Annotated in this window: 24 protein-coding genes and 1 pseudogene; 5 read left to right on the top strand and 20 right to left on the bottom strand. The window is 70.9% G+C overall.

Features of this window, described 5'->3' with window-relative positions; genetic code table 11:
* Positions 1-4: 4 nt before the first annotated feature.
* The 6 genes from ACIA8F_RS27525 to ACIA8F_RS27500 all read right to left on the bottom strand — a co-directional run bounded on the left by ACIA8F_RS27525 (position 5) and on the right by ACIA8F_RS27500 (position 4,617).
* Positions 5-1,378 (bottom strand): dicarboxylate/amino acid:cation symporter, encoded by a 1,374-nt coding sequence (locus ACIA8F_RS27525; RefSeq protein WP_399382683.1) that lies wholly within the window; start codon positions 1,376-1,378, stop codon positions 5-7.
* 121 nt (positions 1,379-1,499) lie between these two features.
* Complete coding sequence (locus ACIA8F_RS27520) at positions 1,500-1,607, bottom strand: putative leader peptide (RefSeq protein ID WP_383943539.1); 108 nt, start codon at positions 1,605-1,607, stop codon at positions 1,500-1,502.
* A 206-nt stretch (positions 1,608-1,813) separates the two neighbouring features.
* Complete coding sequence (locus tag ACIA8F_RS27515; RefSeq protein WP_399382781.1) at positions 1,814-2,086, bottom strand: DUF4229 domain-containing protein; 273 nt, start codon at positions 2,084-2,086, stop codon at positions 1,814-1,816.
* 163 nt (positions 2,087-2,249) lie between these two features.
* A complete protein-coding gene (locus ACIA8F_RS27510; protein WP_399382681.1) occupies positions 2,250-2,786 on the bottom strand; it encodes a GNAT family N-acetyltransferase in 537 nt (178 codons plus the stop codon).
* 97 nt (positions 2,787-2,883) lie between these two features.
* On the bottom strand, positions 2,884-4,047 hold the full coding sequence (mqnE, locus tag ACIA8F_RS27505) for an aminofutalosine synthase MqnE (RefSeq protein WP_399382679.1): 1,164 nt from the start codon (positions 4,045-4,047) through the stop codon (positions 2,884-2,886).
* Positions 4,048-4,161: 114 nt separating this feature from the next.
* Entirely contained in the window at positions 4,162-4,617 is a 456-nt protein-coding gene (locus tag ACIA8F_RS27500) for an Lrp/AsnC family transcriptional regulator (RefSeq protein WP_383943629.1), read from the bottom strand.
* A 130-nt stretch (positions 4,618-4,747) separates the two neighbouring features.
* Here ACIA8F_RS27500 and ACIA8F_RS27495 point away from each other — a divergent pair, with 130 nt between their 5' ends.
* Positions 4,748-4,882 carry a hypothetical protein gene (locus ACIA8F_RS27495; protein ID WP_266905748.1) on the top strand — a complete coding sequence of 45 codons (135 nt, stop codon included), beginning with the start codon at positions 4,748-4,750 and terminating at the stop codon, positions 4,880-4,882.
* Here ACIA8F_RS27495 and ACIA8F_RS27490 read toward each other — a convergent pair.
* Entirely contained in the window at positions 4,879-5,583 is a 705-nt protein-coding gene (locus ACIA8F_RS27490) for a UbiX family flavin prenyltransferase (RefSeq protein WP_399382676.1), read from the bottom strand. The genes ACIA8F_RS27495 and ACIA8F_RS27490 overlap by 4 nt on opposite strands.
* A gap of 85 nt (positions 5,584-5,668) precedes the next feature.
* Here ACIA8F_RS27490 and ACIA8F_RS27485 point away from each other — a divergent pair, with 85 nt between their 5' ends.
* Positions 5,669-6,298: a rhomboid family intramembrane serine protease gene (locus tag ACIA8F_RS27485; RefSeq protein ID WP_399382674.1), complete on the top strand. Its 630-nt coding sequence runs from the start codon at positions 5,669-5,671 to the stop codon at positions 6,296-6,298.
* Here ACIA8F_RS27485 and ACIA8F_RS27480 read toward each other — a convergent pair.
* The 4 genes from ACIA8F_RS27480 to ACIA8F_RS27465 are packed head-to-tail and all read right to left on the bottom strand — an operon-like array spanning position 6,295 to position 9,459.
* Positions 6,295-6,600: a Uma2 family endonuclease gene (locus tag ACIA8F_RS27480; protein ID WP_399382779.1), complete on the bottom strand. Its 306-nt coding sequence runs from the start codon at positions 6,598-6,600 to the stop codon at positions 6,295-6,297. The genes ACIA8F_RS27485 and ACIA8F_RS27480 overlap by 4 nt on opposite strands.
* A gap of 11 nt (positions 6,601-6,611) precedes the next feature.
* Positions 6,612-7,538: a menaquinone biosynthesis prenyltransferase MqnP gene (gene mqnP / locus ACIA8F_RS27475; protein WP_389436087.1), complete on the bottom strand. Its 927-nt coding sequence runs from the start codon at positions 7,536-7,538 to the stop codon at positions 6,612-6,614.
* Positions 7,535-8,005 carry a hypothetical protein gene (locus tag ACIA8F_RS27470; RefSeq protein ID WP_399382672.1) on the bottom strand — a complete coding sequence of 157 codons (471 nt, stop codon included), beginning with the start codon at positions 8,003-8,005 and terminating at the stop codon, positions 7,535-7,537. Before ACIA8F_RS27470 ends, mqnP begins: the two co-directional genes overlap by 4 nt.
* Positions 8,002-9,459, bottom strand: a complete 1,458-nt coding sequence (locus tag ACIA8F_RS27465) for a menaquinone biosynthesis decarboxylase (protein ID WP_266880420.1) — start codon at positions 9,457-9,459, stop codon at positions 8,002-8,004. The genes ACIA8F_RS27470 and ACIA8F_RS27465 overlap by 4 nt, the downstream gene beginning before the upstream one ends.
* Before the next feature lie 117 nt (positions 9,460-9,576).
* Between ACIA8F_RS27465 and ACIA8F_RS27460 the strand changes: the two genes are divergently transcribed.
* Positions 9,577-9,885 carry a PLD nuclease N-terminal domain-containing protein gene (locus ACIA8F_RS27460; RefSeq protein ID WP_399382670.1) on the top strand — a complete coding sequence of 103 codons (309 nt, stop codon included), beginning with the start codon at positions 9,577-9,579 and terminating at the stop codon, positions 9,883-9,885.
* 83 nt (positions 9,886-9,968) lie between these two features.
* On the opposite strand, the gene ACIA8F_RS27455 is transcribed toward ACIA8F_RS27460, so the two are convergent.
* On the bottom strand, positions 9,969-10,880 hold the full coding sequence (locus ACIA8F_RS27455) for a LysR family transcriptional regulator (RefSeq protein WP_399382668.1): 912 nt from the start codon (positions 10,878-10,880) through the stop codon (positions 9,969-9,971).
* Between the two features lie 124 nt (positions 10,881-11,004).
* On the opposite strand from ACIA8F_RS27455, the gene ACIA8F_RS27450 reads away from it, so the two are divergent.
* Positions 11,005-12,462 carry an MFS transporter gene (locus ACIA8F_RS27450; RefSeq protein WP_399382666.1) on the top strand — a complete coding sequence of 486 codons (1,458 nt, stop codon included), beginning with the start codon at positions 11,005-11,007 and terminating at the stop codon, positions 12,460-12,462.
* A gap of 9 nt (positions 12,463-12,471) precedes the next feature.
* Here ACIA8F_RS27450 and ACIA8F_RS27445 read toward each other — a convergent pair.
* Positions 12,472-12,651: pseudogene (locus ACIA8F_RS27445) on the bottom strand (cupin); the annotation flags it as partial.
* Positions 12,652-12,874: 223 nt separating this feature from the next.
* Between ACIA8F_RS27445 and ACIA8F_RS27440 the strand changes: the two are divergent.
* Positions 12,875-13,321, top strand: coding sequence for a MarR family winged helix-turn-helix transcriptional regulator (locus ACIA8F_RS27440; protein ID WP_399382777.1), 447 nt, complete (start codon positions 12,875-12,877; stop codon positions 13,319-13,321).
* 70 nt (positions 13,322-13,391) lie between these two features.
* On the opposite strand, the gene ccsB is transcribed toward ACIA8F_RS27440, so the two are convergent.
* The 7 genes from ccsB to hemL all read right to left on the bottom strand — a co-directional run bounded on the left by ccsB (position 13,392) and on the right by hemL (position 21,363).
* Positions 13,392-14,486, bottom strand: a complete 1,095-nt coding sequence (gene ccsB, locus ACIA8F_RS27435; RefSeq protein ID WP_399382776.1) for a c-type cytochrome biogenesis protein CcsB — start codon at positions 14,484-14,486, stop codon at positions 13,392-13,394.
* On the bottom strand, positions 14,486-16,306 hold the full coding sequence (locus ACIA8F_RS27430; protein ID WP_399382664.1) for a cytochrome c biogenesis protein ResB: 1,821 nt from the start codon (positions 16,304-16,306) through the stop codon (positions 14,486-14,488). The genes ccsB and ACIA8F_RS27430 overlap by 1 nt, the downstream gene beginning before the upstream one ends.
* Positions 16,307-16,319: 13 nt before the next feature.
* Positions 16,320-17,111: a cytochrome c biogenesis CcdA family protein gene (locus ACIA8F_RS27425; protein ID WP_399382774.1), complete on the bottom strand. Its 792-nt coding sequence runs from the start codon at positions 17,109-17,111 to the stop codon at positions 16,320-16,322.
* 52 nt (positions 17,112-17,163) lie between these two features.
* A complete protein-coding gene (locus ACIA8F_RS27420) occupies positions 17,164-17,799 on the bottom strand; it encodes a TlpA family protein disulfide reductase (protein ID WP_399382662.1) in 636 nt (211 codons plus the stop codon).
* A gap of 89 nt (positions 17,800-17,888) precedes the next feature.
* A complete protein-coding gene (locus ACIA8F_RS27415; protein WP_399382773.1) occupies positions 17,889-19,130 on the bottom strand; it encodes a hypothetical protein in 1,242 nt (413 codons plus the stop codon).
* Between the two features lie 197 nt (positions 19,131-19,327).
* A complete protein-coding gene (locus ACIA8F_RS27410) occupies positions 19,328-20,044 on the bottom strand; it encodes a histidine phosphatase family protein (protein WP_399382660.1) in 717 nt (238 codons plus the stop codon).
* On the bottom strand, positions 20,041-21,363 hold the full coding sequence (gene hemL, locus ACIA8F_RS27405) for a glutamate-1-semialdehyde 2,1-aminomutase (protein ID WP_399382658.1): 1,323 nt from the start codon (positions 21,361-21,363) through the stop codon (positions 20,041-20,043). The genes ACIA8F_RS27410 and hemL overlap by 4 nt, the downstream gene beginning before the upstream one ends.
* Positions 21,364-21,576 lie beyond the last annotated feature (213 nt).

The following is a 21,576-nucleotide window of genomic DNA, read 5'->3' as shown; positions in this document are numbered from 1 at the left end:
GGGGTCAGGCGGAGACCAGGACCTTGTCCTTGTCCGCGGCCGCGTCGGAGTCCGCGTCGGCGGGCTCGGCCGGGGCCTCGTCCAGCGGGGAGCCGGAGGCGGTGGCGTAGGCGACCTTGTCCAGGATGCCTTCGCGGGCCGCGACGATGACCGGGACCAGCGCCTGGCCGGCCACGTTGGTGGCGGTGCGCATCATGTCGAGGATCGGGTCGATCGCCATCAGCAGGCCCACGCCCTCCAGCGGGAGGCCCAGCGTGGAGAGGGTCAGGGTCAGCATGACCGTGGCGCCGGTCAGGCCGGCCGTGGCGGCGGAGCCGACGACCGAGACGAAGGCGATCAGCAGGTAGTCGCCGATGCCGAGCTGCACGTCGAAGATCTGCGCGATGAAGATCGCGGCGAGCGCCGGGTAGATCGCGGCGCAGCCGTCCATCTTGGTGGTCGCGCCGAACGGGACGGCGAAGGAGGCGTACTCCTTCGGGACGCCGAGGCGCTCGGTGACCTTCTGGGTGACCGGCATGGTGCCGACCGAGGAGCGGGAGACGAAGGCCAGCTGGATGGCCGGCCAGGCGCCCTTGAAGAACTGGAGCGGGTTGACCTTGGCGACGCTCCACAGGAGCAGCGGGTACACACCGAACATCACGAGCGCGGAGCCGACGTACACGTCCACCGTGAAGGTGGCGTACTTGCCGAGCAGGTCCCAGCCGTAGGTGGCGATCGCGGTGCCGATGAGGCCGACGGTGCCGAGCGGGGCGAGGCGGATGACCCACCACAGCGCCTTCTGGAGCAGCTCCAGCACGGACTCGGCGAGGTTCAGCACCGGCTGGGCCTTGGTGCCGAGCTGGAGGGCGGCGATGCCGGCGACGGCGGCGAGGAAGACGATCTGCAGGACGTTCAGCTCGGTGAACGGCGTGATGATGTCGGTCGGCACGATGCCGGTCAGGAAGTCCAGCCAGGACCCGTGGCGCTTCGGCAGCTTGCCGTCCTGCGGGGTGAGGCCGGTGCCGGAGCCCGGGTTGGTGAGCAGGCCGATGGCGAGGCCGATGGCCACCGCGATCAGCGAGGTGATCATGAACCAGAGCAGCGTGCGCGAGGCGAGCCGCGCGGCGTTGTTGACCTTCCGGAGGTTCGTGATCGACACCAGGATGGCGAAGAAGACGAGCGGGGCGACGGCCAGCTTCAGGAGCTGGACGAAGATGTCGCCTATCTGCTCCAGGGTCGTACCGAGCCAGCTGATCTCCTGGCTGCGGGAGACCCAGCCGAGGAGAACGCCGAGCACGAGGCCGGTGACGATCTGGGCCCAGAAGGGGAACTTGAACGAGGACGACTTCTTCGCCGGGGCGGAGGCCTCGGCGGCAGGGGTCTGCGGTGACGCGGACACGGACACTCTCCGGGTGGATCTGCGGTTTCTGCGGTGGGGTGGTGGTGCGGTGCGGCAGCACCCGGAAAAGCCAAGAGCCGGGCGGGCGGGACCGCTGCTGTGCCAGGGCTGGTCGCGGGACTCAGCGACAACAGCAACAGGCCGCGGACGCGCGGCGGCAGAGGTCGACGTGCAGGCGCGCCACGAGCGGAACGCTCGGGGTCATCTGGGGCGCGGCTGTCGTCAACATGTTGAACACGCTAACACTTCACCTTTGGGAATCTCAAAGCCTCCCTTTGGGTCGACTTCGAGCGACGGGACGGCCGCAGACCGGAAACCCCTCCGAACCCCCCGCAAAACGCCGAAAGCCCCGGCATCACGGGCGGTGAGCCCGGTGCCGAGGCACTTCGGTGTGTGATGAAGCTAACTGCTCCGCAGGGAGCCGGCCCCGCCGAACTAGCGGGCGCGCGCGGCCTCGTCGACCGCGTCGTCCTCCTGGCTGCGGTTCGCGGCGAGCTTGTCCTTCGCGCCCGCGACGCGTCCGGCGATGGTCGCGGACATCTCGTCGCGCTGCTTGCGCAGCAGCACGAAGGAGAGCGGCGCGGAGAGCACGAGGGCCAGCAGCACCACCCAGGCGGGGTTGGCGTCCCCGAGACCGGAGGGCACCCAGCCCAGCCGGACGAGAAGGGCGACGAGGACGAGGCACCCGACGAAGATCCCCAGACGCATCGCGGTGTAACGGATCGTCGCGCTCGGCTTGAGGGACACGGTGACCCCTGCTCTCTGTGTCGTCCAGGTCGGATTCGTGCCCGTCCAGTGAAGCACGTCGGACCTACGGGCACGGGCGCCGGGGGTAGTGGACGGGCACCGGCTTCGGCGCGGGCGGTACTCGTCACCCCAGCGGCAGCAGCATCGTGATGTCGTCGCGGTCGTCCCCCGGGGCCACCCGGATCGCGTCGGGGACGCGGCCGACCTCCTTGTAGCCGCAGGCTGCGTAGAAGTGCTCGAGGCCCAGCCCCCCGCGGCAGCCGAGGCGGATCGCCTCGATGCCCTCCATCGTGCGGGCGGCGTCCGCGACGGCCTCCATCAGGGCGCGGCCGGCGCCGCGGCCCTGGAGGGCGGGGTCGACCATGACGGTGTAGACCCAGACCCAGTGCTGCTGCAGCCGGTGCCGGTTGGGGGCCAGCACCGCGGTGGCCCGCAGCCGGCCGGTGGCGTCGCGCCCCAGGAGCAGGCGGCTGCGGCCCTCGGCGGCCGCGGCGAGGTGTTCGGCGACCTCCGGGCGGACGTCCTCGACGGAGACGGGCGCCACGAAGCCCACCGCGCCGCCCGCGTTGGTCACGTCGGTCCAGAGTGCGGCGAAGTCCTCGGCCAGGGCGGGGTCGAGGGCGGGGTCGATGACCGGGTCGAAGGTGAAGGTAAGGGTCATGTGGTCAGATTAACTATTACTTCGCCGCGTGCGCAAAAAGGCCCCGGCCCCCACGAGGGGGACCGGGGCCCGGAGCAGTTGCCGGACGGGCCGGCCGTCAGACCCGCATCGCCTGCGGGGTCTCGCGGAGCTCCGTGTCCGGGCCGGGGTACTCGCGGATGATCTCGTAGCGCGTGTTGCGCTCGACCGGGCGGAAGCCCGCCTCGCGGATCAGTTCGAGCAGGTCCTCGCGGCCCAGCTTGTTCGGGGTGCCGTAGTTGTCGGCGTCGTGCGTGATCTTGTACTCGACGACCGAGCCGTCCATGTCGTCCGCACCGTGCTGGAGGGCGAGCTGCGCCGTCTGCACGCCGTGCATCACCCAGAACACCTTCACGTGCGGGACGTTGTCGAAGAGCAGCCGGGAGACCGCGAAGGTCTTCAGCGCCTCGGCGCCCGTCGCCATCGTCGTGCGCGCCTGGAGCTTGTTGCGGACCTTGCCGTCCTTCATGTCCACGAAGTCGTGCTGGTAGCGCAGCGGGATGAAGACCTGGAAACCGCCGGTCTCGTCCTGCAGTTCGCGCAGCCTCAGCACGTGGTCCACGCGGTGGCGCGGCTCCTCGATGTGCCCGTAGAGCATCGTCGCCGGGGTCTTGAGGCCCTTGGAGTGCGCGAGGCGGTGGATGCGCGACCAGTCTTCCCAGTGGGTGTTGTGGTCGACGATGTGCTGGCGGACCTCCCAGTCGAAGATCTCCGCACCGCCGCCGGTGAGCGATTCCAGACCGGCCTCGATCAGCTCGTCCAGGATGTCGGAGGCCGACAGGCCGGAGATCGTCTCGAAGTGGTGGATCTCGGTCGCCGTGAACGCCTTCAGCGAGACGCTCGGCAGCGCCTCCTTCAGCGCGGAGAGCGAGCGCGGGTAGTACCGCCACGGCAGGCTGGGGTGCAGGCCGTTGACGATGTGCAGCTCGGTGAGGTTCTCGCCCTCCATGGTCTTGGCCAGGCGGACGGCTTCCTCGATGCGCATCGTGTACGCGTCCTTCTCGCCCGGCTTGCGCTGGAACGAGCAGTACGCGCACGAGGCCGTGCACACGTTCGTCATGTTGAGGTGACGGTTGACGTTGAAGTGGACGACGTCGCCGTTCTTGCGCGTGCGCACCTCGTGGGCGAGGCCGCCGAGCCAGGCCAGGTCGTCCGACTCGTAGAGGGCGATGCCGTCCTCACGGGTCAGCCGCTCGCCGGAGCGAACCTTGTCCTCCAGCTCACGCTTGAGCCCAGCGTCCATGCCGGTCCTCTCCTCTGTCCTCTGCCACCAGGCCCGCCCTGCGCGGTCCGCGGCGCGGTACGTGTGCCGCACGTGGTGCCCCACAACCGCGCCCCAACCGTACTCTCAGCGCACTCAGGCTTCTTCCGGCAGGCCCCCGACCCGGTTCTCCCACTTGGTGGAGAGCACGATCGTCGTACGGGTGCGCGAGACACCCTTGGTGCCGGAGAGCTTGCGGATGATCCGCTCCAGCCCGTCCACGTCGCCGGCCCGGACCTTGAGCATGTACGAGTCGTCGCCGGCGATGAACCAGCAGTCCTCGATCTCCGAGAGGTCGCGCAGCCGGCGGGCCACGTCCTCGTGGTCCGCGGCGTCGGACAGCGAGATCCCGATCAGCGCCGTGACGCCGAGGCCGAGCGAGGCCGCGTCCACGGTCGCGCGGTATCCGGTGATGACCCCGGCGGTCTCCAGCCGGTTGATCCGGTCCGTGACGCTGGGGCCGGAGAGGCCCACGAGCCGGCCCAGCTCGGCGTACGAGGCGCGTCCGTTCTCACGAAGTGCCTGGATGAGCTGCTTGTCCACCGCGTCCATATACCTGGAGCCTTCCATTATTCGGCAATCCCTCAAGTTTACGTATAGAATCTAAGGTGCACAGGGTCGACACCCTGTGAATCTTTCAACAGATCAACGACGATCTGACAATTTTCAGGAGTGGTTCACCGTGTACACGATCGAGATGGCCTACGCGCACATGCGACAGCTCCAGGAGCTGGCCAACCGATCCCGCACCGACCAGCCCGTCGCCGCGCACCGCGTCGACAAGATGCGCAAGCCCGGGCGCGCCAAGAAGCGCTAAGCGCCACCGCCCGCCCCCCGGGCCCGCCCGGGAGCGGGGGGCCGGGAGCCACCGAGCTCCCCTTCCCACCGGCGGTACAGCCCGTGCGGCACCCCTGCCGCGTCGAGCACCCGCCCCGCGACGAAGTCCACCAGATCCTGGATGTGCGTCGCACCCGCGTAGAACGCCGGAGAGGCGGGCAGCACCACTGCGCCCGCCTCGTCCAGGCTCACCAGATGCTTCAGCGTCTGTCCGCTCAGCGGGGTCTCCCGCACCGTCACCACCAGCCGGCGCCGCTCCTTGAGCGTCACGCTCGCGACCCGCTGGAGCAGGTCCTTCGACAGCCCGAGCGCCACCCCGGCCACGCACGCCGTGGACGCGGGCACGATCAGCATCCCCTTCACGGGGTACGAGCCGCTGCTCGGTCCGGCCGCCAGATCCCCCGCCGCCCAGTGGCGCACGCCGTCCAGATCCGGGCGCGCGAAGGTTCCGGGCTTGCCGTCGGCGCCCCGTTCCAGCCACTCCCCCAGATCGTCCCGCCAGTGCGCGTCGCGGAAGGCGATCCCCGTCTCGTCCAGCAGCGTCAGGCGCGAGGACCGGCTCACCACCAGGTCCACGCTCTCGCCCGCCGCCAGCAGCCCGCGGATCACCGCAGCCGCGTACGGCGTCCCGGACGCCCCGGAAACCCCGACCACCCACGGGGTGCGCTTGCCCTCAGTCATACCTCCGAGACTATCCGGCCACCGCCGACGGGCACTGGCTAAGGTGTCCGCACGTTCAAGGGGTGGACACGGCGGAGGGGTCGGCATGAGCGGAAGCAGCACACACCCGGGCGGCACGGGTCGTACGGGCTCCTTCGCCTGGAGCCGCACCGGCCGGGCCGTGGCCGCCGCGAAGCTCATGGTGGGCTGGGTGGCACTGCTGTGGCTGATCGAGGCCGTCGACTACGCCACCGGCCACGCGCTCGACTCCTACGGGATCACCGCGCGGGAGGCCGACGGCCTCAGCGGGATCCCGCTGGCGCCCTTCCTGCACTTCGGCTTCGACCACGTCGCCTCCAACAGCATCCCGCTGCTGGTCCTCGGCTTCGTCACCGCGCTGAGCGGCATCGGCCGCTTCCTGGCCGTCTGCGCGGCCATCGTCCTCGCCGACGGCTTCGCCGTCTGGCTGATCTCCCCGCCCCACACCATCACGGCGGGCGCCTCGGGCCTGATCTTCGGCCTCTTCGGCTACCTGCTGGTCCGCGGCTTCGTGGAACGCAGCCCCCTCGGCGTGGCCGTCGCAGTCGTCATCGCCGCCGTCTGGGGCACCACCTTCCTGGCCGGCGCCCTCCCCACCGACTCGGTGGTCAGCTGGCAGGCCCACCTCTTCGGCCTCCTGGCCGGCGCGGCGGTCGCCGCGGTGGCCCGGCCCCGGCCGGAGGTGGCGGCGCTCTAGCCTGCGGCGCCGGGGTCGACGGGGAGCTCGGCGGTGTCCACGGCCACCTTCCCGATACCGGTCTCCACGGTGACCGTCTCCCCGTACGGGATCACGTCGCGGCCCCGGTAGCCCTCGGGCCCGGGGTTCCACAGGGTGGTGCACTGCGCCTCGTACGGGTCGAAGATCAGGTAGTGCGGGATCCCGCGCCGGGCATAGGCCCGGTCCTTGACCTCGTAGTCGTTGCGCACGCTGCTCGGGGAGACGACCTCAGAACTCCCTACGTTGTCGCCGTCGAAGGGGACGGCGACATCGCGACGTATACCCGTCCGAGCTACAGCGACAGCCCCCGCACCACCAGGTCCGCCAGCGCGCACACGAACAGGGCCATGCCGATGAAGCCGTTCACCGTGAAGAAGGCGCGGTTCAGGCGGGACAGGTCGTGCGGGGTGACGATGGTGTGCTCGTAGACGAAGGCGGCCACGACGATCAGCAGGCCGAGCCAGAACAGCCAGCCCGCGTCCGTCGCCACCGCGTACCAGGCCAGCAGGCCCGTTGTCACGACGTGCGCGCCGCGCGCGCCCCACAGGGCGGCCGGGATGCCGAAGCGGGCCGGGACGGACTTGACGCCCTCCGCGCGGTCCGCGGCCACGTCCTGGCAGGCGAAGATCAGGTCGAAGCCGCCGATCCAGACGCCCACCGCGAGGCCCAGGATCACCGCATCCCAGGACCACTCGCCGGTGATCGCGATCCAGGCCCCGACCGGGCCCATCGCCTGGGCGATGCCGAGGATCGCGTGCGGGAAGTTCGTGAACCGCTTCCCGTACGGGTACACCACCATCGGTACGACGGCGATCGGCGCCAGCATCAGGCAGAGCGGGTTCAGCAGCGCCGCCGAGCCGAGGAACACGGCCAGCGCGATCCCGGCGCCGGTCCACGCGGAGCGCACCGAGACGGCGCCCGTCACCAGCTCGCGCCCGGCGGTCCGCGGGTTCCGCGCGTCGATCTCCCGGTCGATGATCCGGTTGGCGGCCATCGCGAAGGTCCGCAGCCCCACCATGCAGACGGTGACGAGCAGCAGCTTCGTCCAGTGCATCCGCTCGTCGAGCGTGTACATGGCGGTGAGCGCGGCGATGTAGGCGAAGGGCAGCGCGAAGACCGAGTGCTCGATCATCACGAGCCGCAGGAACGCCTTCACCTTGCCGACCGGCTGCGGCGCCGGGCCGGACGAGCCGAGCAGTTCGTCGGCGGTCGTCATCATGCGAGGGCTCTCCGGAAGTCTTCGAGGTCGGCCAGCAGGTCCGCCGCCGGGAGCGCCCCGAGCTCCAGGGTCTGGGGGGCGTCGTCTTCGTGGCCCTCGGGCGGGGTGACGTGGGCGGTGACCACCCAGTCCCCGCCGGCCGGGCGGGCTTCGAGACGCAGGAAGTTGCCGGCCTCGGCGGTGAAGGGCTCGGCCGCCGCCAGGGAGCGCTGGAGCTGCTCCGCGAAGTCGTCCGCCTCGACGTCCCGAGCGCCGGGCAGTTCGAAGCCGCCGCCCTCGCCGTCCACGTCGAACATCAGGGCCCAGGTGTCGCCGGACCCGGCGAACTCCTCGGGGCTCACGCCCGCCTGCTCGGCGGCGATCAGCACACCGGGCTGCGTCGGGTCGATCTCCGGGCGCACCAGGGCCACGTAGGCCGTGGAGGTGCCGATGTAGAACTCCGGGCCGTCCACTGCGATCGGGCTCACAGTCCGTACTCCTTCCAGCGGCTGTCGACCAGGGCGGCCGTCGCCGGGTCGGACTCGACCATGTCAGGCCAGCCGCCGTCCCGGGTGTAACCCTCCGTCGGCAGCTTCTTCGTGGCGTCGATGCCCGCCTTGCCGCCCCAGAACTGCTGGTAGGAGGCGTGGTCCAGGTGGTCCACCGGGCCCTCCACGACGGTGAGGTCGCGGGAGTAGTCCGTATTGCCGAGCGCCCGCCAGGAGACCTCGTGGAGGTCGTGGACGTCGCAGTCCTTGTCCACCACGATGATCAGCTTGGTCAGCGACATCATGTGCGCGCCCCAGATGGCGTGCATGACCTTCTGCGCGTGCTTCGGGTACTTCTTGTCGATCGAGACGATCGCGCAGTTGTGGAAGCCGCCCGACTCGGGGAGGTGGTAGTCCACGATGTCCGGGACGATGATCTTGAGGAGCGGGAGGAAGAAGCGTTCCGTCGCGCGCCCGAGCGGACCGTCCTCCGTCGGCGGCCGGCCGACGACGATCGACTGGATCAGCGGACGCTTGCGCATCGTCACGCAGTCGATCGTCAGCGCGGGGAACGGCTCCTGCGGGGTGTAGAAGCCCGTGTGGTCGCCGAAGGGGCCCTCGGGGAGCGTCTCCCCCGGCTCCAGCCAGCCCTCGATGACCACCTCGGCGTGGGCCGGGACCTGGAGCGGGACGGTCTTGCAGTCCACCATCTCGATCCGCTTGCCCGCCACGAACCCGGCGAAGAGGTACTCGTCGATGTCGCCCGGCAGCGGCGCGGTCGACGCGTACGTCACGGCCGGCGGGCAGCCGAAGGCGATCGCGACCGGCAGCCGCTCGCCGCGTGCCGCGGCCACCGCGTAGTGGTTGCGGCTGTCCTTGTGGATCTGCCAGTGCATGCCGATGGTGCGCTTGTCGTGGCGCTGGAGGCGGTACAGGCCGAGGTTGCGCACGCCCGTCTCCGGGTGCTTGGTGTGCGTCAGGCCGAGGTTGAAGAAGGACCCGCCGTCCTTGGGCCAGGTGAAGAGGGCCGGCAGCTGGTCCAGGTCCACGTCGTCGCCGGTGAGGACGACCTCCTGGACGGGCGCGGACTCGCCCTTCACCTTCTTCGGCGGCACGTGCACCATCGAGCCGAGCTTGCCGAAGGCCTCGCGGACGCCGATGAAGCCCTGCGGCAGCTCCGGCTTGAGCAGGCCGCCGATCTTCTCGCTGATCTCGGCGTACGACTTCAGGCCGAGGGCCTTGAGCAGCCGGCGGTCGGTCCCGAAGACGTTCATGGCCAGCGGCATCGCCGAACCCTTGACGTTCTCGAAGAGCAGCGCGGGTCCGCCCGCCTTGTTCACTCTGTCGACGATCTCCCCGACCTCCAGGTACGGGTCCACTTCGGCCTTGATGCGCTTGAGGTCGCCCTCCCGCTCCAGAGCCCGGAGCAGCGAGCGGAGATCGTCGTAAGCCATGGGGGCAATTGTGGCATCCCCGCTCAGAGCCCGGAGCGCGGCGGGGCCTCTACCCTGGGAGAGTCCACGGCGGACCTGTCCGGTCCGCGCCGTTCTTCTGGGGGTCGGTCCCACACCGTGCTGCGCTATCTGCCGTTCCTGCTGATCATCGCGCTGACCATCTACGCCTTCATCGACTGCCTGAACACGCCGGAAGAAGAGGTCAAACACCTTCCGAAGGTCGTCTGGGTCCTGATCATCCTGCTCTTCTCGATCGTGGGTCCCGTGGTGTGGCTGTTCGCGGGCAAGAAGCGGGTGCCCGGCGGCGCCGGCGGGCGGCCACGGCAGGGCCGCCGCACCTGGGTGGCCCCCGACGACAATCCGGAGTTCCTGAAGTCCCTGCGCGAGGAGCAGGACCAGAAGGACAAGGACACGGACAAGGACTAGGCCGGCAGGCCGGCAGGGCCTACCGGGTCAGGGCGCCGACCAGCCACGGCATGTGGCGCCGCTCCGCGGCGATGAGCACTTCCTCAGGCGGGCGCGTGGTGGCGGGTCTTCGCCGCGCGCTGCGCCGCGTGCGCGAAGGCCCGTACGGCTCCGGTGTCCTCGCCCGCGCGCCAGACCAGCCCGTACCCGACCGGTTCGGCGTCGGCCACGGGCACGTGGGTGACGCCGGGCCGGGCGTGGTAGGCCGCGGCGTGGGCCGAGGTCAGCAGGGCGCCCCGGCCCGCCGCGACCATCATCAGCGCCTCCTGCAGGTTCGTCACCTCCGGGCCGCGCCGGATCGGCCGCCCGCCCGGGGTGCGCGCGGGGGTCTGGTGTTCGCGCAGGTACGCGGGCAGGTCCCCGGCCACGGACAGCAGCGCGACCCCCGCCAGCTCCTCCAGCGTCACGGAGTCCCGCGCGGCCAGCGGATGCCCGGCGGCCACGGCCAGCGCCCGCGCCTCGGTGAACAGGGTCGGCCCCTCTCCCAGGTCGGGTTCGCGGACCGGGAACTCGGCGAAGGCCACGTCGAAGGCCCCGCCGCGCAGTTGCCCGTACGGGTCGGAGAGCGGGACCTCGCACACCTCCACGCTGATGCCGGGGTGCGTGGTGCGCAGGGCCTGCGCGGCGCGCAGGACGAGCTCGCCGGCGGGCGGGGTGGTGAAGCCGACGTGCAGCACCCCGTCCGCGGCGCGTGCCGTGGCCGCGGCCCGGTCCAGGGCGGCGGCGATGCCGCGGTGGTGGGGTTCGAGGTCGGCGCGGAGCTGGGCGCCGAGCGAGGTGAGGGCGACGCTGCGGCTGGTGCGCAGGAAGAGCCGGGCGCCGACGCGGCGTTCGAGGCGCTGCACGAGCTGGCTGACGCGGGCCCGGGAGAGCAGCATGCGTTCGGCGGTGCGGCCGAAGTGCAGTTCCTCGGCCAGGATCAGGAAGCAGTCCAGCTCATCGCGATCGGTAAGCATGGCTGAACGAACGTTGAGATCTTCGCCGTTGTTCCCGTGCGGGTGGCGGGCGAGGGTGGTTGAGCCGGCAACTTTCCGCTCTTCCTTCCCTCTTTTCCCTCCCTCCGTCCTGCGAGGTCTGTTCATGGAAACCATCCGCGGGCGCCGGCTCGGCGTCCTGCTCGTCCTGTGCGGCGCCATCTTCCTCGAAGGCATCGACGTCGCGATGCTGAACGTGGCCCTGCCCTCCATCCGCGCCGACCTCGGCCTCGAAACCGGCACCCTCCAGTGGGTGATGAGCGCCTACGTGCTCGGCTACGGCGGCTTCATGCTGCTCGGCGGCCGCGCGGCCGACCTCTTCGGACGCCGCCGGATGTTCATCGGCTGGCTGACGGTGTTCCTGCTCTTCTCCGGGCTCGGCGGTCTCGCCACCGAGGGCTGGCAGTTGATCGCGGCCCGCTTCGTGACCGGGGTCGCCGCCGCCTTCATGACCCCGGCGGGCCTCTCGATCATCACCACGGGCTTCGAGGAGGGGCCGCAGCGGGACAAGGCGCTGCTGGTGTACTCGGGCACGGCCGCCGCCGGGTTCTCCGTCGGGCTGGTCGCGGGCGGGCTGCTCGCCGCGGTGGGCTGGCGCTGGGTGTTCTTCGCTCCCGTGGCGCTGGCCGCGCTGATCCTGGCGGGCGCGCTGGCCTTCGTACCGAAGGAGGCGCCGGCCGCACCGCGCGAGCGGGGCCGGATCGACGTGTGGGGCGGGGTGCTCGTGACCGCGGGCGTCGTGCTGCTCGTCCTCGGCGTCGAGGAGCTCGCGCCGCTGCCGGCGGTGGCGGGGCTGGCGCTGCTCGGGGCCTTCGTCCTGGTCGAGCGGCGCACGGCCGAGCCCCTGGTGCGGCTCGGCATCCTGCGCTCGCCCGGGCTGCTGCGGGCCAACGCGGCGGCGCTGCTGTTCTCGGCCGCGTTCTTCGGATTCCAGTTCCTGGTGGTGTTCTACCTCCAGGAGCTGCGCGGCTGGTCCACCCTGCAGACGAGCCTGGCGATGCTGGTGATCGGGATCGACGCGGTCCTGTCGCCGACGGTGGTGCCCAAGCTGGTGGCGCGGTACGGGAACGGCCGGCTGATCTTCACCGGGCTGCTGCTGGCGGCGCTGGCGTACGGGCTGTTCCTGCCGCTGGGCGCCGACTGGTCCTACCTGCTCATGCTGCCGAGCCTGATCGTGCTCGGGCTGGCCTTCGCCCTGGTCTACGGGCCGCTGACCATCGTCGCGACCGAGGGGGTCGCGGAGGAGGAGCAGGGCCTGGCGGGCGGGCTGCTCTACACGGCGTTCCAGTTCGGCGCGGCGCTCGGGCTGGCCGGGGTGACGGGGGTGGCGGCCGGCGCCGCCGAGCCCCTGGACGGGTACCGGGCGGCGTTGCTCGTGCCCTTCGCGGCGGTACTGGTGGCCGCGGCCGTCAGCCTGCCGGGGCTCCGGCAGGGCTCACACCGCCCAGGGCAGGGGCCGGGCGCCCTCGGCGCCGGGGACGGAGACGAGGCCGTCGCAGCGCATGGCGACGTACACCTCGGTGTCCGCCAGGGCGTGGACGTGGCGCAGGACGTCCGGGGGTAGCACCACGGCTCCGCCTGCGGCGACCGTCTCGGTGCGGCCGCCGCAGGTGACGGCCAGGGCTCCGGCGGTGACCGTCCAGACCTGCTCGCGGCTGACGGAGTGCTCGGGCCCGGTGATCCCGGCGGGGATGGCGGCGTGCCAGGTGCTCAGCTCGGCGCTGCCCCGGCCGGGGGAGGCGAAGCCGGTCATGGTCGCGTTCGGGGTGGTGATGACGTGGTCGGGGGACGGGGTGATGACGCGCACGGCGGACCCTTCGCTTTCTTCTCCGGCAGAGTGAGTCAAGCTGCTTTACTCACACGAGTAAAGCAGCTTGACTCACCTGTGTCACCATGTTTCCGTGACCACCCACGAGAACGCCGGACCTGATGACGCCGTACCGGACGCCGCTGCACCCGACGCCGCCGTACCGGACATCGAGCTCGCCTTCCTCCTCGGCCTCGGCTTCCAGCTCCTGCTCGGCGAGTTCACCCGCCGCCTCGAAGAGGCCGGCCACGCCGACGGACTGCGCCCCCTGCACGGCATGGCATTCCAGGCCCTGGGCCCCTCCGGCGCCACCGCGACCGAGCTCGCCGAACGGCTCGGGGTGACCAAACAGGCCGCCGGACAGCTCGTCGACGACCTGGAGCGGCGCGGCTACCTGCGCCGCACCCCCCACCCCGGGGGCGGCCGCCGCAAGCTGGTGGTCCTGACCGGGGCCGCCACCGCCCACCTGGGGGCCGCCGGCCGGGTCCTGCACGAGCTGGAGGCCGAACTCGGCCGGGGCAGCGTCGACCTCGGGACCCTGCGCACCGAACTGGGCCGCCTGGTCCGCACCCTGAACGGGGACGGCCCCCTCCCGCCGCTGCGCCCCGCCCTGTGAGGGCGGGAACGCCGGAGGGGCCGGGCGCCTTTCGGCCGCCCGGCCCCTCCTGTGCTGCGTCCGACGCGGACTAGACGCCCGCGTACGAGTGCTTGCCGTTCAGCAGGATGTTCACGCCGTAGTAGTTCCAGATCCAGCAGGCGAACGCGAAGAGCGCGAGGTACGCGGCCTTGCGGCCCTTCCAGCCGGCCGTGGCACGGGCGTGCAGGTAGCAGGCGTACGCCACCCAGGTCACGAAGGACCAGACCTCCTTGGGGTCCCAGCCCCAGTAGCGGCCCCACGCGTCGCCGGCCCAGATCGCGCCCGCGATGATCGTGAAGGTCCACAGCGGGAAGACGGCCGCGTTGATGCGGTACGAGAACTTGTCGAGCGAGGCCGCCGACGGGAAGCGCTCCATGACCGAGGTGGCGAACCGGCCCGGCTTGCCGCCCTGCACGAGCTTGGCCTCGTAGGAATCGCGGAAGAGGTACATGACCGCGCCGGCCGCGCCGATGTAGAAGACCGCACCGCAGATGATCGCGGTGGAGACGTGGATCAGCAGCCAGTACGACTTCAGCGCGGGAACCAGCTGGTCGCTGTCGGTGTAGAGCACCGTGGTGGCGATGCCCAGGTCGAGCAGGACCGTGGTGACCAGGAACAGGCCGAGCCAGCGGACGTTCTTCTTCAGCGCGAGGAGCAGCAGGTACGCGCCGACGGCCACCGTGGAGAAGGTGATCGAGAACTCGTACATGTTGCCCCAGGGGGCCCGCTCCACCGACAGGGCGCGGGCCACGACCCCGCCCCCCGCGAGGAGGAAGCCGAGGGTGGTCAGCGAGACCGCGATGCGCCCGTACAGGTCGCCCTGGACGGTGCCGCCGGCCGCGCCGGGGCCGTCCGGGACGTCCCGGCTGCCGGCGGCGCTGCGCGTGACCACCTTGGGCTTGTCGAGGACGGCGGTGCCGGCCTTGCCCCGCACCTGGACGGCCGGGGCCGCGGCGGCCTCGGCCCCGGACGCCGCCCCGGGGCTGGTGAGCGCGGCGGCCGTACGGGCCACCTTGCTGCGGCTGCCGAAGATCCACTCGGCGATGTGGGCGAAGAAGGCGAGGGTGTAGACCGCCATGGACGCGTAGATCAGGTTGTTGCTGAGGTGAGCCAGACTCTCGTTGGCTGCGGCCGCGAGCTGCATCACGCGCGCTCCCCTTCGACTTCTTCGGCAGGCTGGGCAGGCTGGTTGGGCTGGGCGGATTCGGATTCGGTGGCGGCGTCAGGTGGTGCGGGCGCCGCGCTCGGCGCCCGCTCGTGGAGCGCGCCGGCCAGCGCCCCCAGCTCCTCGGGGAGCTTCGCGGACTCGCTGCGGCCGAGGCCCGCCATCTCGACGACGGTCACGCCGTCCTTGCCGCGGACCGCACGCACCCAGATCCGGCGGCGCTGGATGAAGAGGGAGCCCGCGAGCCCCAGGATGGCGGCGACAGCGCCCGCGAGCGCGAGGGCGCTGCCGGGCTGGTGGGTGATCGAGAAGGTCGCCCAGCGCTCGATGCCCTCGAACTTCACGGTGCCCTGGCCGCCGGGCAGCTCCATGCTCTCCCCGGGCAGCATCCGCTTCGCGAGCGGCTTGCCGTCCTCGGTCTTGAACTGCTCCATCTTGGAGGTGTCCAGCTGGTACACGTTCTGCGGCAGGCCCGAGTCCACCCCGAGGCTGCCGTGCCAGGCGTTCAGCGCGAGCGCCGGGAAGTCCAGCTCCGGGAACTGGGAGAACATCGTGCCCTGGCCGGCGCCCGCGAAGGTCGGCACGAACATCGCGGCGAAGCCGAGCTGCGTCGGCTTCCCGTCCTTGTCCTTGTAGCCGTCGGTGACCTTGACGGCGCCGGTGGAGGTGAGGTTGCCGTCCTGCGGCAGCATCGGCACGGCGTCCTTGTAGATCACCTTGCCGGTGGAGTCGGTCACCGAGATGACCGGCGCGTAGCCGTGGCCGAGCAGGTAGACCTTGGAGCCGTCCACCTCCAGCGGCTTGTTGACCTGGATCTCGCGCTTCTCCGGCTTGCCGTGCGCGCCGTTGCTGAAGGTCACGTACGCCTTGAAGTCGCGCGGGGTGCCCTTCTGCGGGCCCGTGCGCTCGAAGGTCGCGTCGAACTTGTCCAGGGTGAAGGAGAAGGGCGGCAGGTCGTCGGGGTCGAAGAGGCTGCCCGACTTGAAGTCGTCGTACTGGGTCAGCGTGTTCGAGAAGCCCTTGCCGCGCAGGACGAGCTTGCCGCCCTCGGACTTGAAGTACTGGCCCCAGGCGAAGGCGATCAGCATGACGATCAGCGCCACGTGGAACGCCAGGTTCCCGGCCTCGCGCAGGTAGCCCTTCTCCGCGGAGACCGATCCCGTACCGGCCTCCGTGCGGAAGCGGCGGCGGCCGAGGAGGCCCCGCGCGGAGGCGAGGACCTCGTCCGGGGAGGAGTCCGTGCGCCACGTCGTGTACGCGGGCATCCGGTCGAGCCGCTTGGGCGCGGCCGGCGGCCGGCCGGTGAGCTGGCCGACGAACTGCCAGGAGCGCGGCAGGATGCAGCCGATCAGGGAGATGAACAGCAGCAGGTAGATCGCGGAGAACCACACCGAGCTGTAGACGTCGAAGAGCTGGAGCTTCTCGGCGACGGTCACCCAGGAGGCGTGCTCCTTCTTCCAGGCGGCGACCTTCATCAGGTCGACCTGGTTCTGCGGGATCAGCGAACCCGGGATCGACGCCAGGGACAGCATGAACAGCAGGATCAGCGCCACCCGCATCGAGGTGAGCTGCCGCCAGAACCAGCGGGCCCAGCCGAGCACCCCGATGCCCACGGGGCCGCCGGGGGCGTCCTCCAGGGGGGCGGTGGACAGCTGCGCACCGGCGGCCGCCTCGGCCGAGGCCTCGGCGGAAGCGGAGGCCTCGGCGGAAGCGGCGCCGGCGGAAGCGGAATCCGCAGGCTCCGCGGACTCCCGGGCATCGTGCGGCGCCTCGGTGGACGCCTTGTCGGTCGTACTCATGTCCGTGTAATCCTCAGATCCCCACCGTGAAGCCTTGGGTCCAGCTCTGCATGTCGCTGACGATGCTGCTCCACAAACCTGTGACGAGCAGCAGGCCGGTCAGGATCAGCATGCCGCCGCCGATCCGCATCACCCACGCATAGTGCTGCTTCACCCAGCCGAAAGCGCCGAGCGCCTTGCGGAAGGCGAGCGCGGTGACGATGAACGGCAGCCCCAGTCCCAGGCAGAACACCACGGTCAGCAGCGCGCCGCGGCCCGCGGTCGCCTGGTCCAGGGAGAGGGTGCCGACGGCGGCGAGGGTCGGCCCCATGCAGGGGGTCCAGCCGAGGCCGAAGAGCACGCCGAGCACGGGTGCGCCGATCAGGCCGACGGCCGGCTTCTTGTGGAAGCGGAACTCGCGCATCGTCAGACCGGGGATGGCTCCCATGAAGAACAGGCCGAGCAGGATCACCAGCCCGCCGAGGACCTGGGAGATGACTTCCTTGTTCGCGTCGAGGGTCTGTCCGAAGTAGCCGAACAGCGCGCCGGTCGAGACGAACACGGCCGTGAAGCCGAGGACGAACAGGCTCGCGCCGCCGAGCATCCGGCCGCGCCTCGCCTCGGCGAGGTCGGCTCCGCCGACGCCGGTGACGTAGGAGAGGTAGCCGGGGACGAGCGGCAGCACGCAGGGCGAGAAGAAGGAGACCAGGCCTGCGAGCAGGGCGATCGGCAGGGCCAGCAGCAGGGCGCCGTTGAGGACGGTCGTGTTCACGCCGGTCTGTTCGGCGGCGAGCACGACGTCGGAGAGCCCGGTGAGCCCGGTGATCCCGTCGGGGCCGGTGAGCCCGGTCGGTCCGGGGAGTGCGGTGACCACGGGGTCACTTCTCCGCGAGGAGCGGGTCGATCATCGAGCGCAGCTGCTTCTCGTTGACCGCGGCCAGGGTGCGGGCGGCGATCTTGCCGTCCTTGTCGAGGACCAGCGTCGAGGGGATGGCCTGCATGTTGAGCGTGCCCTTGGGGAACCGGAGCATCAGCTTGCCGTCCGGGTCGAAGAGGCTCGGGTAGGTGATCCCGTAGGTCTCTTCGAAGGAGGCCGCGTTCTGCTTGGTGTTGTCGCGGGTGTTGATGCCGACGAAGGCGACGGGCTGGCCGGCCGCCTCCAGCTCCTTGGAGACCTTCGCGAAGTACTGGGCCTCGGCCCGGCACGGCGGGCACCAGGAGCCCCAGACGTTGAGGACGACGACCTTGCCCTTGAGGGTGGTGGTGTCGAGCGTCTTGCCGTCGACGGTCTCGCCGTCGAGCTTGGGGGCCTCGGTGCGGTCGCCCTTGGCCACCGTGGAGATGCCGGTGGCCCCGATCACGTAGTTGCCGCCGGCGGAACCGGAGGATTTGCTGCCGCCGTCCGCATCGCTGCACGCCGTCAGGGTCAGGGCGCTCGCGAGGGTCACCGCGGTCAGCAGGATGGCGCGTCCGCTGGTCGAGCGGCTGCGGCGGGGGGCGCGGCTAAGGCTCATGTGAAAAGTTTCGCATGTGCGGTTTGCGGATCTTCCGCGCCCCCCGGGGGGTCTGTTAAGCCGCTGGTCAGGTGGTGACCGGGGGCGGGTCAGGCCGCGGCGAGATACGTGCTCCAGCCACCGGTCGGCGCCTGGCCGGGGCCGAGGGTGCGCAGCCTGGCCAGCACCTTGGGGTCCTGGACGTCCAGCCAGTCGGTGAACTGCCGGAAGGATACGAGGCGTACATCCTTTTTGTCCGCCATGCCCTTGAGGGCCTCCTCGACGGCGTCCATGTAGATGCCGCCGTTCCACTCCTCGAAGTGGTTGCCGATGAACAGGGGTGCGCGGTTGGTCTCGTAGGCCCGCCGGAAACCGCCCAGGTAGGAGGCGGTGGCCTGGGTGCGCCAGGCCGGGTAGTTGGACGGGACGCCCTTGGTGGTGTTCTTGGACTGGTTCGCGAGGATGTTGTAGTCCATCGACAGCACCTCGAAGGAGTGCCCGGGGAACGGCAGCGACTGCAGCGGCAGGTCCCACAGGCCGCCGCGCTTGACCGGCCACTGCTGCAGGCCCCCGGGCGAGCTGGAGTCGTAGCGCCAGCCCAGCTTCTGGGCGGCCGGCAGCAGGTTGTCCTGGCCGAGCAGGCAGGGGGTGCGGGCCCCGACGAGCTCCTTGCGGTAGTCGAAGGGCAGCGGCTCCAGGTCGGTCCAGCCGGTGTTGGTGCGCCAGTTGGTGACGAAGGACACGGCCTGGTCGATCTCGTTCTGCCAGTCCTCCGGGGTCCACCGGGCGACCGAGCCGGAGCCGCCGCAGAAGTGCCCGTTGAAGTGCGTCCCCACTTCGTGGCCGTCGAGCCAGGCCTCCCGCACGTACTTCAGGGTGTTGCGGACGTTCTCGTCCTTGAGGTAGCCGATGTCGGAGGCGCCGACGGGGTTGTTCGGCGGCCGGTAGAGGTCCTTCTTCGCCTCGGGCAGGAGGTAGAGGCCGGAGAGGAAGAAGGTCATGGCCGCGCCGTGGTCCTTGGCGAGCTTGAGGAAGCGGGGGAAGAGCCCGTTGCCGATCTCGCCCGCGCCGTCCCAGCTGAACACCACGAACTGCGGCGGCGTCTCGCCCGGCTGCAGGGGTACCGGAGCGGCCGGCTGGTGCGGCTGCGGTCCGGTGTCGGCGGTGGACCCGTCGCCGATGCGTTTGACCACCGGGCCGGACGGGCCGCCGGGCCCCGGGGTGGCCGAGGGGCCCTCGGCTCCGCTGCTGCCCGTGCCGGACGGCCCGCCGACGCTGCAACCGCCGACGCCGGCCGCGGCGACGGCCCCAAGTCCGATCCCGAGCACTCCTCTTCGGCTGAAGTCGCGCATGTTGCTCATGGAAAGTCATACAAACGGACAATCCAGCGAAGTCCAGAGGCGACACGGCAGGTTCAAGCCACTTGTATGAAATTAGGGCGAATCTTGAAGAAAGAGACATCCGGTGAACGGTGTGAGCCGGTCACGACTGGGCAGGGGAAACGCCTCCGGGGGCGGCCCGGCGGACCGCCCCCGGAAAACGGGCCGGACTACGCCCCGAAGGCCTTCGACTTGCCCTTCACCGGCTTCGCACCCGCGAGGAGGTGTGACGGGACCAGGTCCCGGGCCGGCTCGCTGTAGCCCACCGACACCAGCGCATCGCCCTGGTACGTGAACGAGGTCAGCGAGGCCAGCGTGCACTGGCGGCGGCGCGGGTCGTGCCACAGCCGCCGCTTCTCCGCGAAGCTCCGTACGATCCAGATCGGCAGCTGGTGGCTGACCGCCACCGCCTCGTGGCCGCGGGCCGCGTCACGGGCCGTCTCGATCGCGCTCATCATCCGCACGACCTGCTCGACGTACGGCTCGCCCCAGGACGGCTTGAACGGGTTCGTCAGGTGCTTCCAGTTCTCGGGCCGGCGCAGCGCACCGTCGCCGACACCGAAGGTCTTGCCCTCGAAGACGTTGCCCGCCTCGATCAGACGGCCGTCGGTCGCCAGGTCCAGCCCGTGCGACTTCGCGATCGGCGCCGCCGTCTCCTGGGCCCGCTCCAGCGGGGAGGCCACGACGTGGGTCACGTCCCGGTTCTCCAGGTGCTCCGCGACCCGGTCCGCCATCGCGCGGCCCAGCTCGGAGAGGTGGTACCCGGCGCGGCGGCCGTAGAGGACCCCGTCCGGGTTGTGCACCTCGCCGTGGCGGACCACGTGGACGACGGTGATCTCGTTGCCCTCACCGGCGGTTCCGGCTGCGGCTTCGGCTGCGGCGCTCATGCGGTGGCCTCCGCGGCGGCCCGGGCGGCGGCCGGCAGGGCGGCCGCGATGCGCTCGATCGCCTTGTCGTCGTGGGAGGTGGACACGAACCACGACTCGAACGCCGACGGCGGCAGGTAGACGCCCTGCGACAGCATCGAGTGGAAGAAGCCGTTGAAGCGGAAGGCCTCCTGCTTCTTCGCGTCGTCGTAGTTGCGGACCTCGTCCTCGGTGAAGAACACCGAGAACATGTTGGAGGCGGTCTGCAGCCGGTGCGCGACGCCCTCCTTGGTCAGCGCCTCGGTCACCAGCCCCTGGATCTGGAGCGACACGACGTCGACCTTCTCGTACGCCGCCTCGTCCAGCAGCCGCAGCTGCGCCAGACCGGCGGCCGTCGCGATCGGGTTGCCGGACAGCGTGCCCGCCTGGTAGACGGGACCCGCGGGCGCCAGGTGACCCATGACGTCCGCCCGGCCGCCGAACGCCGCGGCCGGGAAGCCGCCGCCCATGACCTTGCCGAAGGTCATCAGGTCGGGCGTGACCCCGTCCACGCCGTACCAGCCGGCGCGCGAGGTACGGAAGCCCGTCATGACCTCGTCGGAGATGTACAGGGCGCCGTTCGCCCGGCACAGGTCGGCGAGCCCCTGGTTGAAGCCCTCCCCCGGGGTCACCACGCCCATGTTGCCGGGCGCGGCCTCGGTGATCACACAGGCGATCTCGCCCGGGTGCGCGGCGAAGGCCGCCCGCACCGCTTCGAGGTCGTTGTAGGGGAGCACGATGGTGTCCCCGGCCTGCGCGCCCGTCACCCCGGGCGTGTCCGGCAGCGCGAAGGTCGCGAGCCCGGAGCCGGCGGCGGCCAGCAGCGAGTCCACGTGGCCGTGGTAGCAGCCGGCGAACTTCACGATCTTGGCGCGGCCGGTGAACCCGCGGGCGAGGCGGATCGCGGACATGGTCGCCTCGGTCCCGGAGGACACCAGCCGGACCTGCTCCACGGGAGCGATGCGCGCGACGATCTCCTCGGCGAGCGCGACCTCCCCCTCGCCGGGGGTACCGAAAGAGGTGCCGCGGACGACGGCGGCCTGGATGGCCTCCACCACGGCCGGGTGGGCGTGGCCGAGAATCATCGGCCCCCACGAGCAGACGAGGTCGACGTACTCGCGCCCGTCGGCATCGGTCAGGTACGGACCGGTACCGGACACCATGAACCTGGGCGTTCCGCCCACGGCGCGGAAGGCGCGCACGGGAGAGTTCACGCCGCCAGGCGTCACGAGGGACGCGCGGTCAAAGAGAGTCTGCGAGACTTTGGCTTCATACGGGTACGGGTAGCTCACACCAGCCATGGTCTCAGAGGCCGCGACTGACTTGCGGACGGGCGTTTCACCGCGCCACCCCGGGGGAGGTCACTGCCATGATGATCAGGCTGCGTGGCGGGGGCCACGGGGCCGGGGCAGGCAAGACACGTCGGGTGGAGATATGCAACGCGGTGGTGGACCGGGCGAGGGCACGGACGGCCTGGACCCGCAGCGCGCCCGGGAACGTCGCCGCGGCAAGCA

It is taken from the genome of Streptomyces sp. NPDC051563, from assembly GCF_044454225.1.
Lineage (GTDB): Bacteria > Actinomycetota > Actinomycetes > Streptomycetales > Streptomycetaceae > Streptomyces.
The sequence above is the reverse complement of the archived record's forward strand: the minus strand, read 5'-3'. Positions and strand labels throughout refer to the sequence as shown.

Excerpts from the sequence above, each read along its gene's own strand:
- mqnE (WP_399382679.1), bottom strand. The coding sequence starts at position 4,047 with ATGGACGCTGGGCTCAAGCGTGAGCTGGAGGACAAGGTTCGCTCCGGC.
- ACIA8F_RS27510 (WP_399382681.1), bottom strand. The coding sequence starts at position 2,786 with ATGACCCTTACCTTCACCTTCGACCCGGTCATCGACCCCGCCCTCGAC.
- ACIA8F_RS27455 (WP_399382668.1), bottom strand. The coding sequence starts at position 10,880 with ATGCTTACCGATCGCGATGAGCTGGACTGCTTCCTGATCCTGGCCGAG.
- ACIA8F_RS27410 (WP_399382660.1), bottom strand. The coding sequence starts at position 20,044 with ATGAGCGCCGCAGCCGAAGCCGCAGCCGGAACCGCCGGTGAGGGCAAC.
- ACIA8F_RS27420 (WP_399382662.1), bottom strand. The coding sequence starts at position 17,799 with ATGAGCCTTAGCCGCGCCCCCCGCCGCAGCCGCTCGACCAGCGGACGC.
- ccsB (WP_399382776.1), bottom strand. The coding sequence starts at position 14,486 with ATGCAGCTCGCGGCCGCAGCCAACGAGAGTCTGGCTCACCTCAGCAAC.
- ACIA8F_RS27490 (WP_399382676.1), bottom strand. The coding sequence starts at position 5,583 with ATGACTGAGGGCAAGCGCACCCCGTGGGTGGTCGGGGTTTCCGGGGCG.
- ACIA8F_RS27450 (WP_399382666.1), top strand. The coding sequence starts at position 11,005 with ATGGAAACCATCCGCGGGCGCCGGCTCGGCGTCCTGCTCGTCCTGTGC.
- ACIA8F_RS27485 (WP_399382674.1), top strand. The coding sequence starts at position 5,669 with ATGAGCGGAAGCAGCACACACCCGGGCGGCACGGGTCGTACGGGCTCC.
- ACIA8F_RS27430 (WP_399382664.1), bottom strand. The coding sequence starts at position 16,306 with ATGAGTACGACCGACAAGGCGTCCACCGAGGCGCCGCACGATGCCCGG.
- ACIA8F_RS27465 (WP_266880420.1), bottom strand. The coding sequence starts at position 9,459 with ATGGCTTACGACGATCTCCGCTCGCTGCTCCGGGCTCTGGAGCGGGAG.
- ACIA8F_RS27515 (WP_399382781.1), bottom strand. The coding sequence starts at position 2,086 with ATGCGTCTGGGGATCTTCGTCGGGTGCCTCGTCCTCGTCGCCCTTCTC.
- ACIA8F_RS27520 (WP_383943539.1), bottom strand. The coding sequence starts at position 1,607 with ATGTTGACGACAGCCGCGCCCCAGATGACCCCGAGCGTTCCGCTCGTG.
- ACIA8F_RS27500 (WP_383943629.1), bottom strand. The coding sequence starts at position 4,617 with ATGGACGCGGTGGACAAGCAGCTCATCCAGGCACTTCGTGAGAACGGA.
- ACIA8F_RS27415 (WP_399382773.1), bottom strand. The coding sequence starts at position 19,130 with ATGCGCGACTTCAGCCGAAGAGGAGTGCTCGGGATCGGACTTGGGGCC.
- mqnP (WP_389436087.1), bottom strand. The coding sequence starts at position 7,538 with ATGATGACGACCGCCGACGAACTGCTCGGCTCGTCCGGCCCGGCGCCG.
- hemL (WP_399382658.1), bottom strand. The coding sequence starts at position 21,363 with ATGGCTGGTGTGAGCTACCCGTACCCGTATGAAGCCAAAGTCTCGCAG.